The following is a 19,348-nucleotide window of genomic DNA, read 5'->3' as shown; positions in this document are numbered from 1 at the left end:
TTAAAAGTTACTTTTTTAGAATAAGATTGGTTGTAACTTCACTGTCTCTTTCTTCATTTGTTTGGGAACGATTGCGTAGTAACCAGCGGTCTATTTCTTCTTTATTAAAATAAAGTTGCTTACCGTTAGGCCTGTAAAAAGGGATGTCTCCTTTACTGGTAAGTTTATAAAGATAGCTTTGAGATAATCCGGTATATTCAACCAGTTCTTCAAAATTTAGGACAGTTTTTTGAGAGATGAGTAGTTTCTCAATTCTTTCTAATTTTTGTTCAATTCTATTAGTTTCCATATTTGCAACTATTAAGTTTATAAGTGCAAATTTGTGAAACATAGGAAGGAGAAAGAATAGACTTTACTTTACCGAAGTAGTAAATAAAGGTAAAGTGTTAATTTGTGTCAAAAAAAGCATCAATTAAAATATGATTTTTTGGTTTAGAATTTTTGTTTTTTTTCTTACCATCTTTAGACTGCTTTACATTCTCAATAATTTTACCACTAATTAAAAAATTATTTTCAATAAAAGAGTTTTCAGAAAATTCCTTTGGAATATATTCTAATTCTTTAATTCTTTCAAATAGATAGATTAAAAGAGTTTTAGTTTTCAACCAATTTACTCTTTGCTTAAAGGTTGGGTCTGAAATAATAGTATGAAAATCTTTTTCTGTTTCAATGAATGAATTTGTATATAAATAATTTGAGAGCTTCATTAAATCGGCCTCATCTTTAATCCAGATAATTGATGTTTTTTTTATTCGCTGAATCGAGATGTCTTTTGTTAATTCATTTAATTCATTGATGTAAATTCTCGAATAAGTAATTAATTCTGCATCATTAATTTTTGGTAAGTTGCTGCCCCATTGGGTTATTTTCTTTTTATCAAAAAACCACTTAACGAAATCTTCAGTTCTAAATAATGCTCCAAAAGTTTTTTTTAGATAATCATCTAATCTTAATAATTGGCGTTGTAAATCAATCTCAATATTTTCGTAATCTTCTAATACAATTTTTCTCATTTCGTCTAAAGTATCATCTGAAAATCCGTTAAAACCTATTGATAAACCATCATTAGAATAAGTGCCAAGTTTTGAGTGTTTCTTTTTCATAGTATTTATTTAAAAATCTCATCAAATACATTTACAGCATCTCTTTTTTTCTGGTCAATTATCTTGGTATAAATTTGGGTAGTTTTTAATTCTCTATGACCAAGCATTTTTGAAACAGTGTATATATCTACTCCCTTGGTTAAAAGAAACGTTGCATAAGTGTGCCTTGCACAATGAAAAGTAATTTGCTTTGTAATTTTAGCTTTAAGAACCCATTGAGCTAAAGCAGTATTCATATAAGCACTATATCTTAATCCTATAAAAACCCTGTCTTCTGGATTTCTTCTTTCACCTATGTATTGCAGGGCATTAGCAGGAATATCTAAATATTCCATTCCTTTAGTTTTTTGTTGTTTAAACTGGATTCTATGGCCGCCCTCAAACTCTTGTATTTTGTTCCATGTAAGGGTATTAATATCTGACCATCGTAAACCAGTAAAGCAACTAAACAAAAAAGCTCTTTTTAATACATCATATCTACATTCGGTTTTTATAAGAGCTTGGAGTTCCTCTTGAGTCAAATATTCTCTTTCTGCTTCATCTGGCTTAATTCCTTTAATTCTCTTTGCTGGATTTTCATTGATAATTTTATCATCAAAGGCTTGGGTTAAAGCCGCTTTAAACTTGTTAAAGTAGGAAAGGGATGAATTTTTTGACAATGCTTTTCCGGTCTTCTTCTGTGCTTTCAATAGATAATCTTTGAAGCCATCACAAAACTCTGAAGTAACTTGTTTAAAGGTTACACTTTCTCCGGCATAATTTATAAGATGTTTCAATGCACTATCCCAGTTACCGTAGTTGCCCGAGCTTTCTAAGCGGTCATTAGTTAGCTTTCTAAAATATTGAATAAAATTGGCATTAAGTTTATGTACATTATTAAAGCCATAAGTACCATTTTGAACCTCTAAAATCTTTTGTGCTTTTACAGCTTCTGCTGATTTCAGATTTTCTTTATTATGCTGTTTCTCTACTGGATTTTTTGGTTTTTCATATAAGAAGTAATCTAAATACTCGTAATCCCTCAAATGCTTGATTTTTCCATTAGGCAACTTTTCATGCCCTTTATAAAATTCAAGATATAAAGTTACTTTACCGGTCTTTTTTGAAACCCTTTGCCTTAATGATATTTTCATACTTTTTACATCTTTTACACAAAAATAAGTAATTAATGTAAATAAGCGGTAAAAATGTAAAAATAAGTACTAACTAAAAGAAAATATAAATTCAAAAATAAATCTTAAAGCATTGATTTACTTTCGTTTTATTGTTTTTTATTTTCACTTCTTTTACCACTTTACTTTCCGATGCAGAAATTAGCAAAAATGTTACCAAGCAATTCGTCATTAGTTACCTGACCTGTGATTTCGCCAAAATAATATAATGCCTGACGAATGTCTATAGCCATAAGATCGGCCGGAAGATTAGCCCGCATGCCGTATTGTACTTTTTGTATTTCTTCAAGAGCTTTTATCAGGGCATCATAATGGCGGCTATTGGTTACTATAGTTTCGTTATTGTGTAAGGCACCTGTATTTACAAATGATAGCAGCTTCGTTTTCAGTTCATCTACGCCTTCATTGTTTTTAGCTGAAATAAGTAATATACCCGGTATGGCATTTTCAATTTCAACAATTTGGTCATTTGTATAAAGATCTTTTTTATTGGCTATTACTACCAATGCCTTTTGAGGATATTGGTTTTTAATCTTTTCTATTTCGGTTACTACATTGTTTAAGGCTTTACTGTCTGCCATAAAGGGAGCAAGGTATACCACCACCTGAGCTTGGGTAATTTTTTCAAAGGTTTTTTTAATACCTATGCTCTCTACAACATCTACCGTTTCACGTATGCCGGCAGTATCAATAAAACGGAAACCGATGCCTCCTATAACCATTTCATCTTCAATAGTGTCTCGTGTGGTACCTGCAATGTCCGATACTATGGCGCGTTCTTCATTTAGCAAGGCATTCAGCAGGGTGCTTTTGCCCACGTTTGGCTCACCCACAATAGCTACCGGAATACCATTTTTAATCACATTACCCACCGCAAACGAATCAATAAGTCGTTTTAAAACAAACTCTATACGGTTAAGCAATTCATTAAACTGGCTGCGGTCTGCAAACTCTACATCTTCTTCCGAAAAATCGAGTTCAAGTTCTATAAGAGAAGCAAAGTTTAATAATTCTTCTCTAAGTCGGGCTATTTCATTACTAAAACCACCTCGCATTTGCTGCATGGCTATTTGGTGGCTGGCTTCGTTGTCACTTGCTATAAGGTCGGCAACGGCTTCGGCTTGGCTAAGGTCGAGCTTTCCGTTTATAAATGCCCTTAGGGTAAATTCACCCGCCTGCGCCATACGACAGCCTTTGCGAAGCAGTAGCTGTAGTATTTGTTGTTGTATGTAAGATGATCCGTGGCATGATATTTCTACGGTGTTTTCACCGGTATAAGAATTAGCACCCTTAAAAATAGAGAGCAATACCTGGTCATATACTTTGGCTCCATCCTCTATGAAGCCTAAATGTAATGTGTGCGACTTCTGTTTTGTTATGTCTTTTCCTGAAACACTACGAAAAACAGAAGAAGCGATGGTTATTGCATTGGGGCCGCTTATACGAATAACCGCAATTGCACCCGATCCCGGGGCAGTAGCAAGCGCCGCTATGGTATCCTGAAAAATCATTTTATAAACTGAAATTTGAAGCAAAGATACGGCTTTTATCAGTGGGATGATAAAAGATGAAAATGGGGCAGCGACATTATTTTAGTGTTAATTATAAAGTGAAAACAGTAAGAAAATGAGTAAAAAAATTGTACCTTTATGTTACAATCTTAAGTAAGAAAGCCATGAAAAAAATACTTTTTCCAACCGATTTTTCTGAAGCCGCGAAAACAGCATTTATATATGCATTGAAGTTTGCAGATGCGCTGAATGCCGAGATAACCATACTGCACGTATATGATTTGCCTATAGTTGATATACCGCCGATGCCTGAAACAACTCAGGAAGTTTTTGAGGTGATAGAGATGAACCATTTTGAAAGCTTTAAAGAGGAGTTGCATGAACTTCATAGTATAGCTGAAAAGCGCAACTTTGGTCATATTAAGCTCAAAAATGTTTTAGAGTACGGCGATTTGGTGTACAACATTAATAAGGTATCGGGTAGTGAGGAAATTGAAATGATTGTAATGGGGACAAAAGGTTCTTCAGGTATCAAAGAAGTATTTTTAGGCAGTACTACAGGTAGTGTTATAGCTAATACAAAAGTCCCGGTGTTAGGCATACCTGAACATGCTGATTTTCATGGTATATCTACAATAGCCTTTACTACACAATATAAAGACCGTGACAATGACGCTCTTTTAAAGATAATAGGAATAAGTAAGCTAATAGGGGCGAAGGTAGAATGTTTGTATATTAGCAATGAAGAAGATCCCTCAGATATTGAAGAGCTTATTAATGAGTGGAAGATATATTACCGCGATGAGAAGATAGATTTTTATGTTATTCATGGTAAAGATGTAGAGCAGACCATTCTTGATTTTGTTGAGAATCAAAATATTGATATGCTTGTAATGCGTACACATAAACGAGGTTTTTTTGAGAGCCTTTTCCATACCAGCCTCACAAAAAAAATGGCCTATCATACAAAAATCCCTTTGCTCATTTTTAGGGATGATAAGTAATATTACAAAGAAAAACGCTTCATTTCGAAGCGTTTTTCTTTTGTATTCATTCTCTTACTATATTTTAACACTTACTTTTATTTAGAATAATTAAAAATAATTTGGTTTAAACCAATATCGTTTTTAGATTTGCGGTATTATTTAGAATTAGTCTAACTAAACCGAGATGTTTAAACCAATACACAAATCACTATATTTTTCTCTTGTGGTATCCTGGGGAGTATATGCCCAGCATCCTAAAGATACTATTACTTCGGCTAAACTCGATGAATTAGTAATCACCGGACAGTTTGAGCCGCAATCCCTAAAAAAATCAGTATATAATGTAAGGGTTATTACCCGAGCCGATATAGAAAACCGTGCAGCTAACAACCTTGCCGACGTACTTACCCAATACCTTAATATTACCGTAAGGCCTTCGGGTGCCGATGGGCGCTCGTCTGTATCCATGTTTGGGCTTGATGGTCAGTATTTCAAAATCCTTATTGATAATATTCCTGTGGTAAGCGAAAGCGGACTGGGGAACAATGTAGACCTTACACAGATAAACCTTGACAACGTAGAGCGCATCGAAATCATAGAAGGCTCTATGGGTGTTACACATGGTGCCAATGCCGTAAGCGGTATACTAAACATTATTACAAAAAAGGGAAGTGCCAAAAGGTGGGAAACCTCAGCATCAGTACAGGAAGAAACCGTGGGTAATGAATATGCCCTGTTTAACAAAGGCCGCCATATACAGGCGTTGCGGGTAGCAAATGCAATTAACGACCACTGGTACGTAGCCGTGGGTGCTAACCGTAACGACTTTGCCGGATTCTTTGATGAATATAAGGGCAAGGATTATGTAGATACCAGTAACGATAACCTGCGTGGCTACAGCTGGCTGCCGAAGGAGCAGCTTACTACAAATGCCCTTGTTAATTACAGCAAAGGGAATTTCAGGTTGTTTTATAAGTTTGAATATTTCCATGAAAATGTTGACTATTATAACCCTGTTGTAATACCAATTGATAATTACCCTTTCCCGGAAACATATTACAGCAAGGACAAGCGTTATATAACCAACCGTCAGTTGCACCACCTTAACGCCTTTGGTAAGCTGCTTAACCGTTATACGTATAACCTTTCGGCATCGTACCAAAACCAGAAACGCGACCAGGAAGATTTTAATTACTACATCCTTTCGCAACAGGAGCAGGCAAATACCCGCTACACCTATCAGTCAAGAGACGTACTGTATTCTACCGGTAACATAACCAACTTCTTTACCAACAAACGTTTTGATATGCAGTTAGGTTATGAGGTGGTACACGAAAAAGGTTTTGCTTCGGCAGCTTCGGGCATGTTCCGCGATGATAACCAGCAAACCGAAGATGTAAATAAGGTATTAGCAAATTATGATGTATATGCTTCCGCTGAAATAAAATGTACAGAGCGTTTCTCACTTAGGCCGGGTGTACGCTACTCATTCCAGTCTATCTTTGATAATCAGTACGCACTGTCACTGGGTAGCCGTTATTTGCTGAACCACGGTTTAGAAATAAGGGCGTCGGTGGGTAAATCATATCGTACTCCTAATTTTGATGAGCTTTATACCTACTTTGTAGACTCTAACCATAATGTTCAGGGAAATGCAGCTCTTACACCTGAGCAAAGTATTTCTTATGAAGCCAGTATTAAAAAAGATACCCGAAAAGAAAGCTTTAGGCTTCAAAATAACCTTACTGCGGCTTTTATAAACGTAGACGACCGTATCAGCCTGGTACTGGCATCAACCGACCCATTGTGGCAGTATCGTTACTTAAATATTGACAAATATAAAATTGTAAACATTTCATCTACTAACCAGCTTTCGTATAAGAATTTCGACCTCTCTGTAGGCGCATCTCTTATAGGTATTTCGCAGCAAATAAACACGGCTGCTCTGGGTACATCGTCACCGGACGACTACCTGTATTCGATAAATGTAAATTCGAGTGTAGCATACCGTGTCCCAAAATGGAATACCCAGTTTGCAGTATACTACAAATATACAGGCAAGTATCAGCAGTTTATGGAAAGTACCGATGCAGATAACAACGTAACATTCAGCAAAGGTATTGTATCTCCATACAGCCTGCTCGATGCTTCAATCATAAAGTCATTCATGTCTAAAAAGCTGGAGCTTACACTGGGGGCAAGGAACCTTTTAGATGTAAAGAACGTACAATCTACCGGCAGCAGTGGTACAGGCGTGCATGCCGCTTCGGGTGGCAGCCTGTTATTGGCTTACGGAACCTCATATTTTGTAAAACTTACCTACAACTTTAATTTCAATTAAATCAAAACCATGAAAAAATGTTTTATTTTTCTGTTTACCACTCTATTACTGGCACTAACTGCCTGTAATGAGGATAATAATACCACAAGCGCTCCTATAGGCGTATCGTTTGCAAATCCATCCCAAAATCTTAGCGACGATGCCACACAGGTACAGATACTTTTCTCTGAAGAGGCAAATACCGCAGGTACTGTTACCGTATCATTTACTGTTGCAAATGTAGCTTACGGTACAGACTTTACTACCACACCGGCTGCAACTAACAATGTGCTTAGTGTTCCGTTTGAAGCAGGAGCTACTTCGGCTACGTTTACTTTCAACAAGCTAATAGATGCAGTAGAAGGTGAAACTAAAAATGTAGTGTTTACTATTACAGAAGTATCAGTTAACGCTACCATAAGCGGAAACACTACAACCCAGCTTAACTTTAACGAAACTGCATCATTAGGTACTGCACTGGAGCCGGAAACAGGCGGTGCTACCCAGCCAAACCAGGTGTATGTAGATCTTAGCAGCGGTGGACTTACTACTGTACCTCGCGTATCGTGGGATCTTGGATTCTACGGAGGCGATGATTTCAGGATTGTACTGAACAGTTCTCTTAAAATGTCGGCAAAACAACTTGGAACCACAAACATAGACGAAATTGCAGTAACAGATAACAACATGCTTATAGGACAGGGCCAGGGTACACTTGCGTACATAGATGATCCGGTAGGTAACATAAGTGGTGCTACCATTGCTGCGGTAAGCGATAACGACGACGATAACAAAGTGTATCTTGTAAACCTGGGTAATGGTCCTTCGGCTACACAGCCTGCTACAGGATCTGAAGGTTCTGCCGGTGGTGCACACCGCGGCTGGAAAAAAATACGCATACTAAAAAGCGGCAGCGACTACAAACTGCAATATGCCGACATAGATGCTACCACGCACCAGGAAATTACTATAGCTAAAAACAGCGCGTATAACTTTACGTTCTTCAGCTTTACTGTAGGTGGAGCAGTTAGTGTAGAGCCTCAGAAAAACCAGTGGGACATTAACTTTACTACCTTCACTAACGTGGTGGGCGGTACTACGCCATACTACTATGCCGATTTTATTGTTACCAATACAAAAGGTGGTGCACGTTCTTATCAGGTCCTTACAAGTGAAATAAGCTACGAAAGCTTTACCCTTGCAAACGTTGACGAAACCCAGTTTACCGATGATCAACGTAACATAGGTTCTAACTGGAGGAGCACAAGCGTTAACGGCCCTGATGGAGTGCCTGTATCGGCATTTGTACTGAAAACAGACCGTTTCTTTATTGTAAAAGACCCTAACGGCAACATTTACAAACTGAAAATGACCGGTGGTGCCAGCGAGTCAGGCGAAAGGGGACACCCAACATTCCAATATGCTCTACTTCAATAATCGTTAAACCAAAATTTAATCATCATTACGTATGAAATCAATAAAAGTATTGCTGTTAACCCTGCTTACAGGTGCACTAATCAGCTCATGTAATAAAGCGGCCGAAAAGCCTGCTGAAGGCGTTACTGCCGAACCTGCTAAAACTGAGACTACCACCCTTAAAATAATTTCGCTAAACGGCGCCGTTACTGAGGTTATCAGTGCATTGGGGCACCAGAAAGAAATCGTCGCGGTAGATGTTACCAGCACCTTCCCTGAAGATATTAAAACTACGGCAAAAGACCTTGGCCACACCAGCCGCATTACGCCGGAGAGCATTATAGCGCTGAAGCCTACGCATGTACTGGGTACTGCCAAAGACATAAGCCCTGAGCTACAGGAAAAACTTAAGGCTGCCGGTATTAAAGTAGAAGCCTTTAACCAGGAGTTTACCATAGGAGGTGCCAAAAAGCTGATTGCTGAGGTAGGTACTGCAATAGGTGTAACCGATGTTACTGCACTTCAGGCCGCTATAGATACCGACCTGAAACAGGTAAAACCGGTAAGCCCTTCGCCTAAGGTACTGTTCATCTATGCCCGTGGCGCTAACATGATGATGGTATCGGGTACAGGTACTGCCGAAGACCAAGTAATAACCCTTGCAGGCGGTACAAATGCCGCTAAGGACTTTGCCGACTTTAAGCCGCTTACGCCTGAAGCCCTTATAAAAAACAACCCCGATGTAATATTGCTGTATGATACCGGCCTTGAAAGCCTTGGAGGTAAAGCAGGTGTACTAAAAATTCCGGGTGTAGATAAAACCACTGCCGGTAAAAAAGGAAACATCGTTACCCTTGATGGCGGTTTGGTACACAGCTTCGGGCCTCGCGTAGGTCAGGCTGTTACAGCGCTAAATGCGTTATTAATAAATCCGCAAACGGCTACAAGTGCAAAATAAACGCTTCATATTGCTTGCAGGCGGCGTTGTGGTATTGTTGGCACTGGCCATCGTATCGCTGTACAGCGGGGTGTTTGTTTTCGAAAAACATTCGCTTACCGAAGTTATAGCGGCACTGATTAGTAACGACAATACCATAGATGCATCCGAACGCTTTGTACTGCTTGAACTGAGGTTGCCCCGCATTGTTATGGGCATTCTTATAGGCAGTGCACTGTCGGTATCGGGTACCTGTTTGCAGGGTATGTTTCGTAATGCACTTGCCACGCCCGATTTGCTTGGTATTACTGCGGGGGCATCGCTCTTTGCAGCTATAGCCATAGTATTGGGCAAATATATAAAACCGTATGTCCCTGAGGCCATGCACTTTTCGTTCCTGAGCCTTATGGCATTTACAGGTGCACTCCTCAATATGATTTTAGTACACCGTATAGCCACACAAAACGGGCGTACAAATATTGTTGTAATGCTTCTTACCGGGGTAGCCATAACCGCGACCGGGTTTGCCTTTATGGGTTTGCTTATTTATTTCAGTAGTGAAGAAGAACTGCGCGACCTCACGTTCTGGAACCTGGGTAGCCTTGCAGGCGCATCGTGGATAAAGAATGCTATACTGGCAGTTGTTGTTTGTGTAAGCTACCTGATGCTAGTAAACAAAGGCAAAGCGCTTAATGCCATTATGCTGGGCGAAAAAGACGCCATGCACCTTGGTATTCCCATAGAAAAAGTAAAGAGGCAGATAGTGGTTTTTACGGCCATGCTGGTAGGTACTTCGGTAGCTTTTGCGGGTACCATAAGCTTTATAGGGCTTATAGTACCGTATATACTAAGGCTGGTTTTTAAATCAGACTACAACTACATACTTCCGCTTTCGGCAGTATGGGGAGGAATACTGTTACTGGGTGCCGATACAATAAGCCGTACCATAGCCCCGCCTACAGAACTGCCTATAGGCGTGCTTACGGCGTTTATGGGTGCACCCATATTCATGATTATTTTAATAAGGACTCGTAACCAAATGTAATTATGTTACAGGCAAACGAACTTACATACCGCTACAAAACGCACACCCTGTTACAGGACGTGGACGTAGCCCTGCATAGTGGCGAACTGCTGGTAATTGCAGGCCCTAACGGAGCCGGAAAAAGCACTCTTCTAAGCCTGTTGGCCCACGAAAGCGGTAAGCACAGCGAAGCCATAGTTTTTAAACAGAAAGCGTTTAAAAACTGGGATAACGAGGAACTGCCGCGCCATAAGGCCAAGTTTTCGCAGAGCTATAGTAGCGATATACCGCTTAGGGTACACGATGTGGTACTTATGGGGCGTTACCCTTATTTTAACACCAAGCCTTCGCAGGCAGATGAAGATGCCGTACTGAAGGCAATGGATGAGACTGATGTGCTTCCGTTAAAGGAGCGTGATTATAACTCGCTTTCGGGGGGAGAAAAACAGCGGGTACACTTGGCGCGTGTTTTGGCACAACTGGACAATGACATCCAGGACAGGCTACTGTTTTTAGACGAACCCCTTAATAACCTCGATGTGCTGCACCAGCACCGCATACTCCACCGCGTAAAGGATTTTACAGAGAAAGGGAATGCCGCCGTAATGGTGCTGCACGACCTGAACCTTGCCGCCTGCTTTGCCGACCGAGTTATGCTGCTGCAAAGGGGTAAGGTAGTGGCACACGATGCACCGGCCAAAGTATTTACCCGCGAAATCATCAGCAGGGTGTATAACTTTCCGTGCACGGTATGTGCTAACCCTGTAAACAACAATCCGTTAATAATTTTTGGAACATAAAAAATTAAACCATATTATGAATGCTGCGACCCACACACTAAAAGAACAATGGCAGGCTCTTAAAGCCGAAAACCCACACCTGCGCATACGCAATGCTGCTGAAAAGCTTGGCGTAAGCGAAGCCGAACTGCTGGCTACACAGATTGGAGAAAATGTTGTACGCCTTCGCCCTGAATTTGCCGCTATCCTTGGCGAAGTTGAGGCACTGGGCAAAGTAATGGCACTAACCCGCAACGACGAATGCGTGCACGAGCGTAAAGGTACTTACCTTAACCCTGACTTCAGTAACCCGCATGCAGGCCTTTTTGTAGGTGAGGATATCGACCTTAGGATATTCTTGGGTCACTGGGCTAAAGCCTATGCCGTAACCGAACAAAGTGAGCACGGAGAGCGCAAAAGCCTTCAGTTCTTTGGGAAAGACGGCCTTGCCATCCACAAAATATACCTTACAGCAGACAGCAACGCTGATGCTTTTGATGCCCTTGTTGCTAAATATATGGCCGAAGACCAGAGTGCTAGCGAAGATGTTACAGAAGTGCCTCTTGTTATCAATGAAAAACCCGATACTGAAATTGATGTTGAAGCATTCAAACAGGCATGGATCGATCTTAAGGATACACATGAATTCTTCGGTATGCTGCGCAAATTTGGTGTAACCCGTACCCAGGCGCTTCGCCTTGCACCTAATGAGCACTTTGCTAAGAAGGTAGATAAAGATGCAGTAGTAAAAATGCTTGAAGGCGCTGCCGAAACAAAGCTGCCTATTATGTGCTTTGTAGGTAATAGAGGTAACATACAAATACACACAGGTATAGTGCGTAAAACCATGTGGCATGGCCAATGGTTTAACGTGATGGATCCTGATTTTAACCTGCACCTGGACATGGATAAAATAGCCCAGACCTGGATAGTACGCAAGCCTACCGAAGATGGAGAGGTTACTGCTATAGAGGTATTTAATGAAATGGGTGAAATTATTGTACAGTTCTTCGGGAAACGTAAACCGGGTATCCCTGAGCTGCAGGAATGGAAAGAACTTGTTGTTTCGTTATAATAGTTTAAGTTATTTAGTTTAGTCCAAAAGCCGCTTCGGGATTTTCCGGGAGCGGCTTTTCATGGTTTTTAGTTGCCAGTTGTCAGTTGCTGGGAGCTTCATGCGGTGTGTTTACCCGTTCCGTCACCGCGAGCGGAGGTACGAAGCGCGGCGGCCTGTATTAATCATTGCTGATTCGAGCCTCCTGCTCGTATCTTTTAATTATATTTTGGGCACGAGCCTCTGACCATAAGTGTTCGAAATATGAAATTTATCTGATATTGAACCCCAGAGGGGTGACATATTTATAGCATAATATACACAGGAGTGAGCAGAGCTCCAGCGGAGCGGCATATTTATACGACTATATGCCGTTCCTCCGGAACTCCTCCGCATCTTAAATTATTGTTTTCTATAAATATGCCGCCCCTAACGGGGCTATTGAAATGTTTCGAACACTTATGGCCAGAGGCTTGCGCCAGGGATGGGAACTTAGCGGCTCTGCGTCTTTGCGAGAAAACTGTAAAAAATAACAATGGCTTAAACGGATTAATCAGCAGTTTCACTATTATAGCGGTTTTTTAAACATGAAGAAGATTACCACCACAATAGCGGCGCTGCTGTTTGCCACTACATTATATTCCCAAAAAAAAGATACACAGATTGCCTTCCTGGCCGATGTACATTTACAGGACCTGTATGGGCAGTTTACCGATGCGGATTATAAAGGCATAACCAACCCTGCCAATGGTAAACCCGTATTGATGCGTACTATGGATGCCCAGCTACACAGCACCCGTATATTCAACGAGAATTACTTTGCCTTTTTGGCAGCGCTGGATGATATTGCCAAAAGAGGTGTGAAACTCGTGGCCCTGCCCGGCGATTATACTGATGACGGCCAACCCATACACCTGCGTGGGTTGCAACGCATACTTAACGAGTATAGCAGCAAATACGGCATTCAGTTTTTTATAACCACAGGTAATCACGACCCGGTAGCCCCCTGGGATGCCCCCGCTGGGAAAGATGACTTTTTAGGAGAAGGCGGTAAAAACCAACCCATTTTCAGTAAGGAGCGACTCTATAAAAAAACGGATGCGAATGCCCATCCGGCGGTGATTACCAAAGATATTGCCACTATGGGGTACAGTGGTATTAGCAGTACGTTGAAGGATTTCGGGTTTTACCCGCAGCCAGGTTACCGGTTTTGGGCAACGCCATTCAGCATGTATAGTTATGATGATTATACTTTTAGCAATGCTTTAAGTAATGCTGCATATAGTATTCGTAAATACGAAGTAAGTCCTGGATATGAAGTGCCCGATGCGAGCTATTTGGTGGAGCCTGTAGATGGGCTTTGGCTCTTAGCCCTTGATGGCAATGTATACATCCCGAAAAAGAATGCCGACGGCAATGCCGCAAATCCGGCTAATTATTCAGGGGCGTCCATTGGCTATAATAATGTGATGCGCCACAAAAAGCATTTGATAGAATGGGTAAAAACTATTGCTGCCGAAGCCGAAAAACGCGGAAAGACTCTAATAGCCTTCAGCCATTACCCTATGGTGGAATATAACGATGGGGCATCTGGGCAGATAGAACAGCTTTTAGGCGAGGGCAAATGGCAGATGGAGCGCGTACCACACGAAGATGTTGCGCAGGCCTTTGCCGATGCTGGCATAAAAATACACTTTGCGGGCCACATGCACATTAACGATACAGGCATCCGCAAAACAGCAGAGGGTAATACCTTGTTTAATATTCAGTCGCCTTCGTTGGCGGCTTATATACCGGCATATAAGCTGCTTACCCTGCACGATAAAAACCGCATGGAAGTGGAAACGGTGGTTATAAAAGATGTGCCAAGGTTTAATGAGCTGTTCGAACTGTATAAGATGGAGTATACCCATTTGCAAAGTACTGGCTCAAAAGATATTTGGAATAAGGCGATACTTGAAACCAAAAGCTATAAGGAGTTTACTCAATTCCACCTGAGAGAGCTGGTGCGCCTGAGGTTCATCCCGCAGGAATGGCCTAAGGAGTTTGTAGAAAGTTTTATTGTTAAAACGGGGTATGAGTTGCTTGTAACGGCCGTAGGCAACGGTAATATTAAAGCACTGCTGAAAAAGGAAAAACTAAGCAGAAAGGAATTGGAAAGCTGGACGGGCGCCGACTGGGTTTACGACCTGTACCGCTTGCAAAGCGCCGATTGCCTTGCCCTGGAAGACATCGGGAAACAGCGCCTGAAGCAGTATAACCTTATCATTAAGCAACAAAATAAGCTTAAACTAACAGATAAAGTAATAGCTTCTTATACTTTGTTTTATAATATTTTTGATGTGCTTCAAAAAGGTGACCCTGCAGGTAATTTTACCATTGACCTGCAAAAGTGGACCATAGCGCCAAAGTAATAATGGCAAGGTATCCCTATGCACTTATACGTAGTATAATAGCGGGGCATTTAGTATCTTAGCGGTCATTGAAAAATAACCAAACAAACATCAGTATGAAAAACATAAAGCAGTCGGCAGCGTGGTTGCTGTTTGCTCTTTCCGGTACGGGTACACCCTTACTGGCTCAACAGCTTATTACCGTTAATACAAAAAGCAATGCCCTGGTGCTTGAAGTGAATAAGGATAAAGAACTGGGAACAATATATTTTGGTGAAAAGCTTGAAAAAGAAGCCGACTATAGCCGGGTGTCTGCCCAATACCACCAGGGTAATGAGTATACCGGTATTTACAATTCGGCCTATACGCCTGCGGGCTCCAAGAACCTGTTTGAACCTGCCATAGCAGTAACCCACGCCGATGGCAATATTTCGCTGAGCCTGCATTATGTGTCGCATACAACCAAGGCGGTTTCAAAAGACGTTTCGCAAACGGAGATTGTTTTAAAAGACCCGGTATATGCTTTTGAAGTACACCTTTTTATAAAAACCTTTTATGCCAATGACATTATGGAACAATGGGCTACGATAAAGCATACCGAAAAGGGAAATGTAACGCTTACCAAATATGCTTCGGCCAATCTGTACCTTAAAGGGAATAACGATTTTTACCTTAATCAGTACCATGGCGACTGGGCTAGGGAAATGAATCCTGAACAATCACATCTTACTCATGGTATTAAAGTATTGGACTCTAAATTGGGTACGCGTGCCGACCTTTTTCAGCCACCGGTATTTATGGTGTCGCTGGAGAAACCGGCAGGCGAGGACGAAGGCAAGGTGCTTATGGGCGGCCTGGAATGGGCCGGTAACTTCCGTAACGAGTTTGAAGTAGACCCGTTAAACAACCTACGCATCATTTCGGGGATTAATAATGCTTCGGCCAACTATGTGCTTAAAAAAGGGGAGAACTTTACTACGCCTAAATTTTGGTACACGCTTTCTACGCATGGCAAAGGCCAAGCCAGTCGTAACATTCACAACTGGGCACGCGATTATAAAATTCTGGACGGTAAGGGTGACCGAATGACGCTGCTGAACAACTGGGAGGCGACTTATTTTGATTTCGACGAAACCAAGCTGAAAGAACTTATTGCCGACAGTAAAAAACTGGGGGTAGATTTGTTTTTACTCGATGACGGTTGGTTTGGCAATACGCATCCGAGAAATGGAGATACGGCTGGATTAGGAGACTGGCAGGAAAATAAAAAGAAACTGCCGAATGGTATTGGTACATTGGTACAATCGGCTAAGGACAATAAGGTAAAATTTGGTATATGGATAGAGCCTGAAATGGTAAACCCGAAAAGCGACCTTTACAAGCAGCACCCGGACTGGGTGGTGAAGCAGGAGGGAAGGCCCGAGCATTATTTCAGGAACCAGCTGGTACTTGATTTAACCAATCCTAAAGTGCAGGACTTTGTTTATGGGGTAGTAGATAACCTTTTTACCAAGAACCCGGAACTGGCCTATATTAAGTGGGATTGTAACGCTGTTATTTATAACGCAAATTCAAAATACCTAAAAGAGAACCAGGGCAACTTTTATACGGATTATGTAAAAGGCCTGTATTCGGTACTGCAACGTATCAGGACGAAATACCCTAAGGTACCCATGATGCTGTGCTCGGGCGGTGGTGGCCGTGTAGATTATGGCACACTGGAATATTTTACGGAGTTTTGGCCAAGCGATAATACCGACCCTATGGAGCGTATATACATGCAGTGGGAATACTCGTACTTTTACCCGGCACTTGCCACGGCAGCACACGTTACCGACTGGGGCAAGCAGCCGATAAAATTTCGTACTGATGTAGCCATGATGGGCAGGCTGGGTTTTGATATTGTTGTAAAGCACCTTAACGACACTGACCTGCAATATTGCCAAGAGGCAATACAAAACTATAATGCCCTGCGGAATACTATATGGCACGGCGACCAGTACCGCCTGCAAAGCCCGTATGAGGCCGATGCTGCTTCGGTAGCTTATGTAAGTAAGGACAGTAATGAGGCGGTTGTGTTTACCTACCTTGTAAAGAACAGGTACGAGGCCGGAACCCATACTCCTATAAAATTAAAAGGGCTTAAAGCTGATGCTCAGTATAAAGTAGAAGAAATAAATGTATATCCCGGTAAGAAACCCGCTGTAGAAACTGCTATATATAGTGGTGATTTTTTAATGAAAGTTGGAATAAACCCTAACGTAAATACATATAATACGAGCGTCGTTTTAAAACTAACGCAGGTATAGTTAAAAATTAAATGTTAACGTTTGATAAAGTGATATTTTTATTTTTGATTCAGGTTAACTATAAGAGCCCTTTCAAACATAGTTTATTTAAAATGTAGGTTGATGAATAAATTATGATGAAGATGATACTTATTGGAGTAGGTTATTATAAGGTAATGATGTAAAAAAAAACGGCTGCCTTGTGGGGCAGCCGTCTTACCTAACCAAACTTCTAATGTAATGAAGGAAATGTAACTGAAGAATCAGTCTTAATTTTCAAAACTCCGTTTTGTAATATAATAGGGACAATGGCCGTTTTTCTGGGGGAAACTTCGGTGTCCGAAAAGTGAGTATGGAATACATAAAACATGTTTCCTTTCTTATCATAGAAAACATCACCGTGGCCGGTACCGGGATAACCAAGCCCTTTTGTAGCTATAAATGGACTATTGTTTTCCTTATCCCAAGGGCCATAAGGGTTTTTAGATGTTGCATAACCTACAGCATAATCCTTATTCCTGAAATCATTAGCCGAATAAATCAGGTAATAAAGCCCGTTTTTCTTTAAAACGGTAGGCCCTTCTGTTACTGTCCATTCCACTTTTTCTGTGTCTTCCCAAGGCTTGGTGGCGTGTATACATTCTTTTAATGTAGCGGGTTTAATGGCGCTTAAGTCGCTTTCCATTTCTGCCACGAAAATGCGGTTACCCTTATCCAGCCTTACGTGGTACAGGTAAATTTTTCCGTTATCAAAAAACACAAACGGGTCTATCTGCCGCACATCAGATTTCAGGCATTTACCATCATTTTTAAACGGCCCCAGCGGGCTGTCGCTTGTGGCTATGGCTATCTGTTCGTTAGCCGTATAGGCCATATAAAATTTGCCGTTGTATTCAAATACCTGCGGTGCCCAGAAACCAGTGTCGCCATAACCATCTCCTTTTTTAAAAGCATAACCATCGTGCTTTCCGGCTGGGCCGCTCCAGGTTTTAAGGTCGGTTGAGGTGTACACTAAAAAGCCTTCGCCGGGTATGGCATTACTGCCTTTGGTACCGTATAAATAGTAGGTTCCTTTGTGATAAAAAACAGTAGGATCAGCCAGCAGGGGATTGCCCGTTTGGGCAATCCCTGTAAGGCTTAAAAACAAAATGTATGCTAATATATAAAACCTCATAATTGTATTATTTTTTTATGCTGAAGCGGTATTCCGAAACCGTATGGTATTTTGCTCCCGGTTCCAGTAATATAGGCGCAAATGCAGACTGGTTCACTGCATCAGGAAAATGTTGGGTTTCCATACAAAATGCTGTCCGGAAATCATCTTTTCCTCCTGATTTAAAGGTGTTTTTTCCCTGCATAAAGTTACCACTGTAAAACTGTAGTCCCGGTTCTTCAGTATAAATGTCCATAACAACACCTGATTTATCTCCGGTTACGGTAGCAGCGTGGCGCATAGTATCAGTACCGGCAGCGTTAAGAGCATAGTTATGGTCGTAACCTTTTCCATTTTTCAACTGTTCGTTGTCGGCAGCTATGCGTTCGCCTATTGTATGCGGCGCGGTAAAGTCAAATGGTGTTCCCGCCACTTTTTCAACTTTGCCAAAAGGTATTAGCCCTGCATCTACAGGAGTGTAACCATCTGCATTAATAACAACCTCATGATTCAGTATAGTACCGCTGCCTTCACCGTTAAGGTTAAAGAAGGCGTGATTGGTAAGGTTTACCGGTGTCTTTTTATCGGTAGTTGCTTCATATTCCATTTTCAGGGTACCGTTATCAGTCACACTATAAGTAACTTTTACGTCAAGTTTACCCGGATATCCTTCTTCACCATCGGGTGAACTATAAGTAAAAACAAGAGTCTCCTTATTTGGTTGGGTTACATTCCACACCACATCCTGAAAGCCTTTTATACCACCGTGCAGGCTGTTTTCGCCATTGTTTAGTGGTACATGGTATTCTTTACCTTCAACTTTAAATGTACCCTTGGCTATGCGGTTTCCTACACGGCCTATAGTGCCACCAAAATAATGTTCGGTAGCGTTCTGGTACGCCGTAGTGCTGTTTAGCCCCACCACCACATCGGTCATTTTTCCATCTTTACAGGGAACCCAAAGTCCCACAACGCGTGCACCGTAGTTAGTAAAGGCAGCTTTTATTCCTTTGGCTTCTATAAAATAAAGCCCGGTTTCCTTACCGTTTACTTTAGCTGCGAAATCCTCTTTTTTTAGGTAGGTTTCATAACCGGCAGTAGCAGGTGGATTACTCTCAGCAGTGTCTTCTTTTTTCGTTTCCTTACAGGCTGAAAGCAGGGTAAGGCAGAGCAATGAAGCCGCTATTTTTTTATTCAGTTCCATACTATGCT

Annotated in this window: 15 protein-coding genes; 9 read left to right on the top strand and 6 right to left on the bottom strand. The window is 41.2% G+C overall.

Going from position 1 to position 19,348, the window contains the following annotated elements; all coding sequences use genetic code 11:
• Positions 1 to 7: 7 nt before the first annotated feature.
• From ACLI1A_RS10850 to mnmE, 4 genes are all read right to left on the bottom strand, one after another.
• Entirely contained in the window at positions 8 to 289 is a 282-nt protein-coding gene (locus ACLI1A_RS10850; RefSeq protein ID WP_411408674.1) for a helix-turn-helix domain-containing protein, read from the bottom strand.
• A 97-nt stretch (positions 290 to 386) separates the two neighbouring features.
• Positions 387 to 1,103 carry a hypothetical protein gene (locus ACLI1A_RS10845; RefSeq protein WP_411408673.1) on the bottom strand — a complete coding sequence of 239 codons (717 nt, stop codon included), beginning with the start codon at positions 1,101 to 1,103 and terminating at the stop codon, positions 387 to 389.
• Between the two features lie 5 nt (positions 1,104 to 1,108).
• Positions 1,109 to 2,236 (bottom strand): site-specific integrase, encoded by a 1,128-nt coding sequence (locus tag ACLI1A_RS10840; protein WP_411408672.1) that lies wholly within the window; start codon positions 2,234 to 2,236, stop codon positions 1,109 to 1,111.
• Positions 2,237 to 2,397: 161 nt separating this feature from the next.
• On the bottom strand, positions 2,398 to 3,786 hold the full coding sequence (gene mnmE, locus ACLI1A_RS10835; RefSeq protein ID WP_411408671.1) for a tRNA uridine-5-carboxymethylaminomethyl(34) synthesis GTPase MnmE: 1,389 nt from the start codon (positions 3,784 to 3,786) through the stop codon (positions 2,398 to 2,400).
• A gap of 164 nt (positions 3,787 to 3,950) precedes the next feature.
• On the opposite strand from mnmE, the gene ACLI1A_RS10830 reads away from it, so the two are divergent.
• The 9 genes from ACLI1A_RS10830 (at position 3,951) to ACLI1A_RS10790 (ending at position 17,004) form a co-directional block, all read left to right on the top strand.
• Positions 3,951 to 4,790 (top strand): universal stress protein, encoded by an 840-nt coding sequence (locus ACLI1A_RS10830; protein ID WP_411408670.1) that lies wholly within the window; start codon positions 3,951 to 3,953, stop codon positions 4,788 to 4,790.
• A 166-nt stretch (positions 4,791 to 4,956) separates the two neighbouring features.
• On the top strand, positions 4,957 to 7,113 hold the full coding sequence (locus ACLI1A_RS10825; protein WP_411408669.1) for a TonB-dependent receptor plug domain-containing protein: 2,157 nt from the start codon (positions 4,957 to 4,959) through the stop codon (positions 7,111 to 7,113).
• A 9-nt stretch (positions 7,114 to 7,122) separates the two neighbouring features.
• Positions 7,123 to 8,529, top strand: coding sequence for an HmuY family protein (locus tag ACLI1A_RS10820; protein WP_411408668.1), 1,407 nt, complete (start codon positions 7,123 to 7,125; stop codon positions 8,527 to 8,529).
• A 31-nt stretch (positions 8,530 to 8,560) separates the two neighbouring features.
• Positions 8,561 to 9,466, top strand: coding sequence for a hemin ABC transporter substrate-binding protein (locus tag ACLI1A_RS10815; RefSeq protein ID WP_411408667.1), 906 nt, complete (start codon positions 8,561 to 8,563; stop codon positions 9,464 to 9,466).
• Positions 9,456 to 10,490 (top strand): FecCD family ABC transporter permease, encoded by a 1,035-nt coding sequence (locus ACLI1A_RS10810; protein WP_411408666.1) that lies wholly within the window; start codon positions 9,456 to 9,458, stop codon positions 10,488 to 10,490. Before ACLI1A_RS10815 ends, ACLI1A_RS10810 begins: the two co-directional genes overlap by 11 nt.
• A gap of 2 nt (positions 10,491 to 10,492) precedes the next feature.
• On the top strand, positions 10,493 to 11,269 hold the full coding sequence (locus ACLI1A_RS10805) for a heme ABC transporter ATP-binding protein (RefSeq protein ID WP_411408665.1): 777 nt from the start codon (positions 10,493 to 10,495) through the stop codon (positions 11,267 to 11,269).
• A 16-nt stretch (positions 11,270 to 11,285) separates the two neighbouring features.
• A complete protein-coding gene (locus ACLI1A_RS10800) occupies positions 11,286 to 12,323 on the top strand; it encodes a hemin-degrading factor (protein WP_411408664.1) in 1,038 nt (345 codons plus the stop codon).
• Positions 12,324 to 12,889: 566 nt separating this feature from the next.
• Complete coding sequence (locus ACLI1A_RS10795; RefSeq protein ID WP_411408663.1) at positions 12,890 to 14,716, top strand: metallophosphoesterase family protein; 1,827 nt, start codon at positions 12,890 to 12,892, stop codon at positions 14,714 to 14,716.
• Between the two features lie 95 nt (positions 14,717 to 14,811).
• A complete protein-coding gene (locus ACLI1A_RS10790) occupies positions 14,812 to 17,004 on the top strand; it encodes an alpha-galactosidase (RefSeq protein WP_411408662.1) in 2,193 nt (730 codons plus the stop codon).
• Between the two features lie 211 nt (positions 17,005 to 17,215).
• Here the strand turns inward: ACLI1A_RS10790 and ACLI1A_RS10785 are convergent, their stop codons facing one another.
• Together ACLI1A_RS10785 and ACLI1A_RS10780 are read right to left on the bottom strand one after the other, a co-directional pair.
• Positions 17,216 to 18,157 (bottom strand): glycoside hydrolase family 43 protein, encoded by a 942-nt coding sequence (locus ACLI1A_RS10785; RefSeq protein WP_411408661.1) that lies wholly within the window; start codon positions 18,155 to 18,157, stop codon positions 17,216 to 17,218.
• 7 nt (positions 18,158 to 18,164) lie between these two features.
• Complete coding sequence (locus ACLI1A_RS10780; protein ID WP_411408660.1) at positions 18,165 to 19,340, bottom strand: aldose epimerase family protein; 1,176 nt, start codon at positions 19,338 to 19,340, stop codon at positions 18,165 to 18,167.
• Positions 19,341 to 19,348: the final 8 nt, after the last annotated feature.

It is taken from the genome of Flavobacterium sp. RHBU_3 (genome assembly GCF_046613565.1).
Lineage (GTDB): Bacteria > Bacteroidota > Bacteroidia > Flavobacteriales > Flavobacteriaceae > Flavobacterium.
Note: the sequence above shows the minus strand (reverse complement) of the source record. Positions and strands in the feature narration are given on the sequence as shown.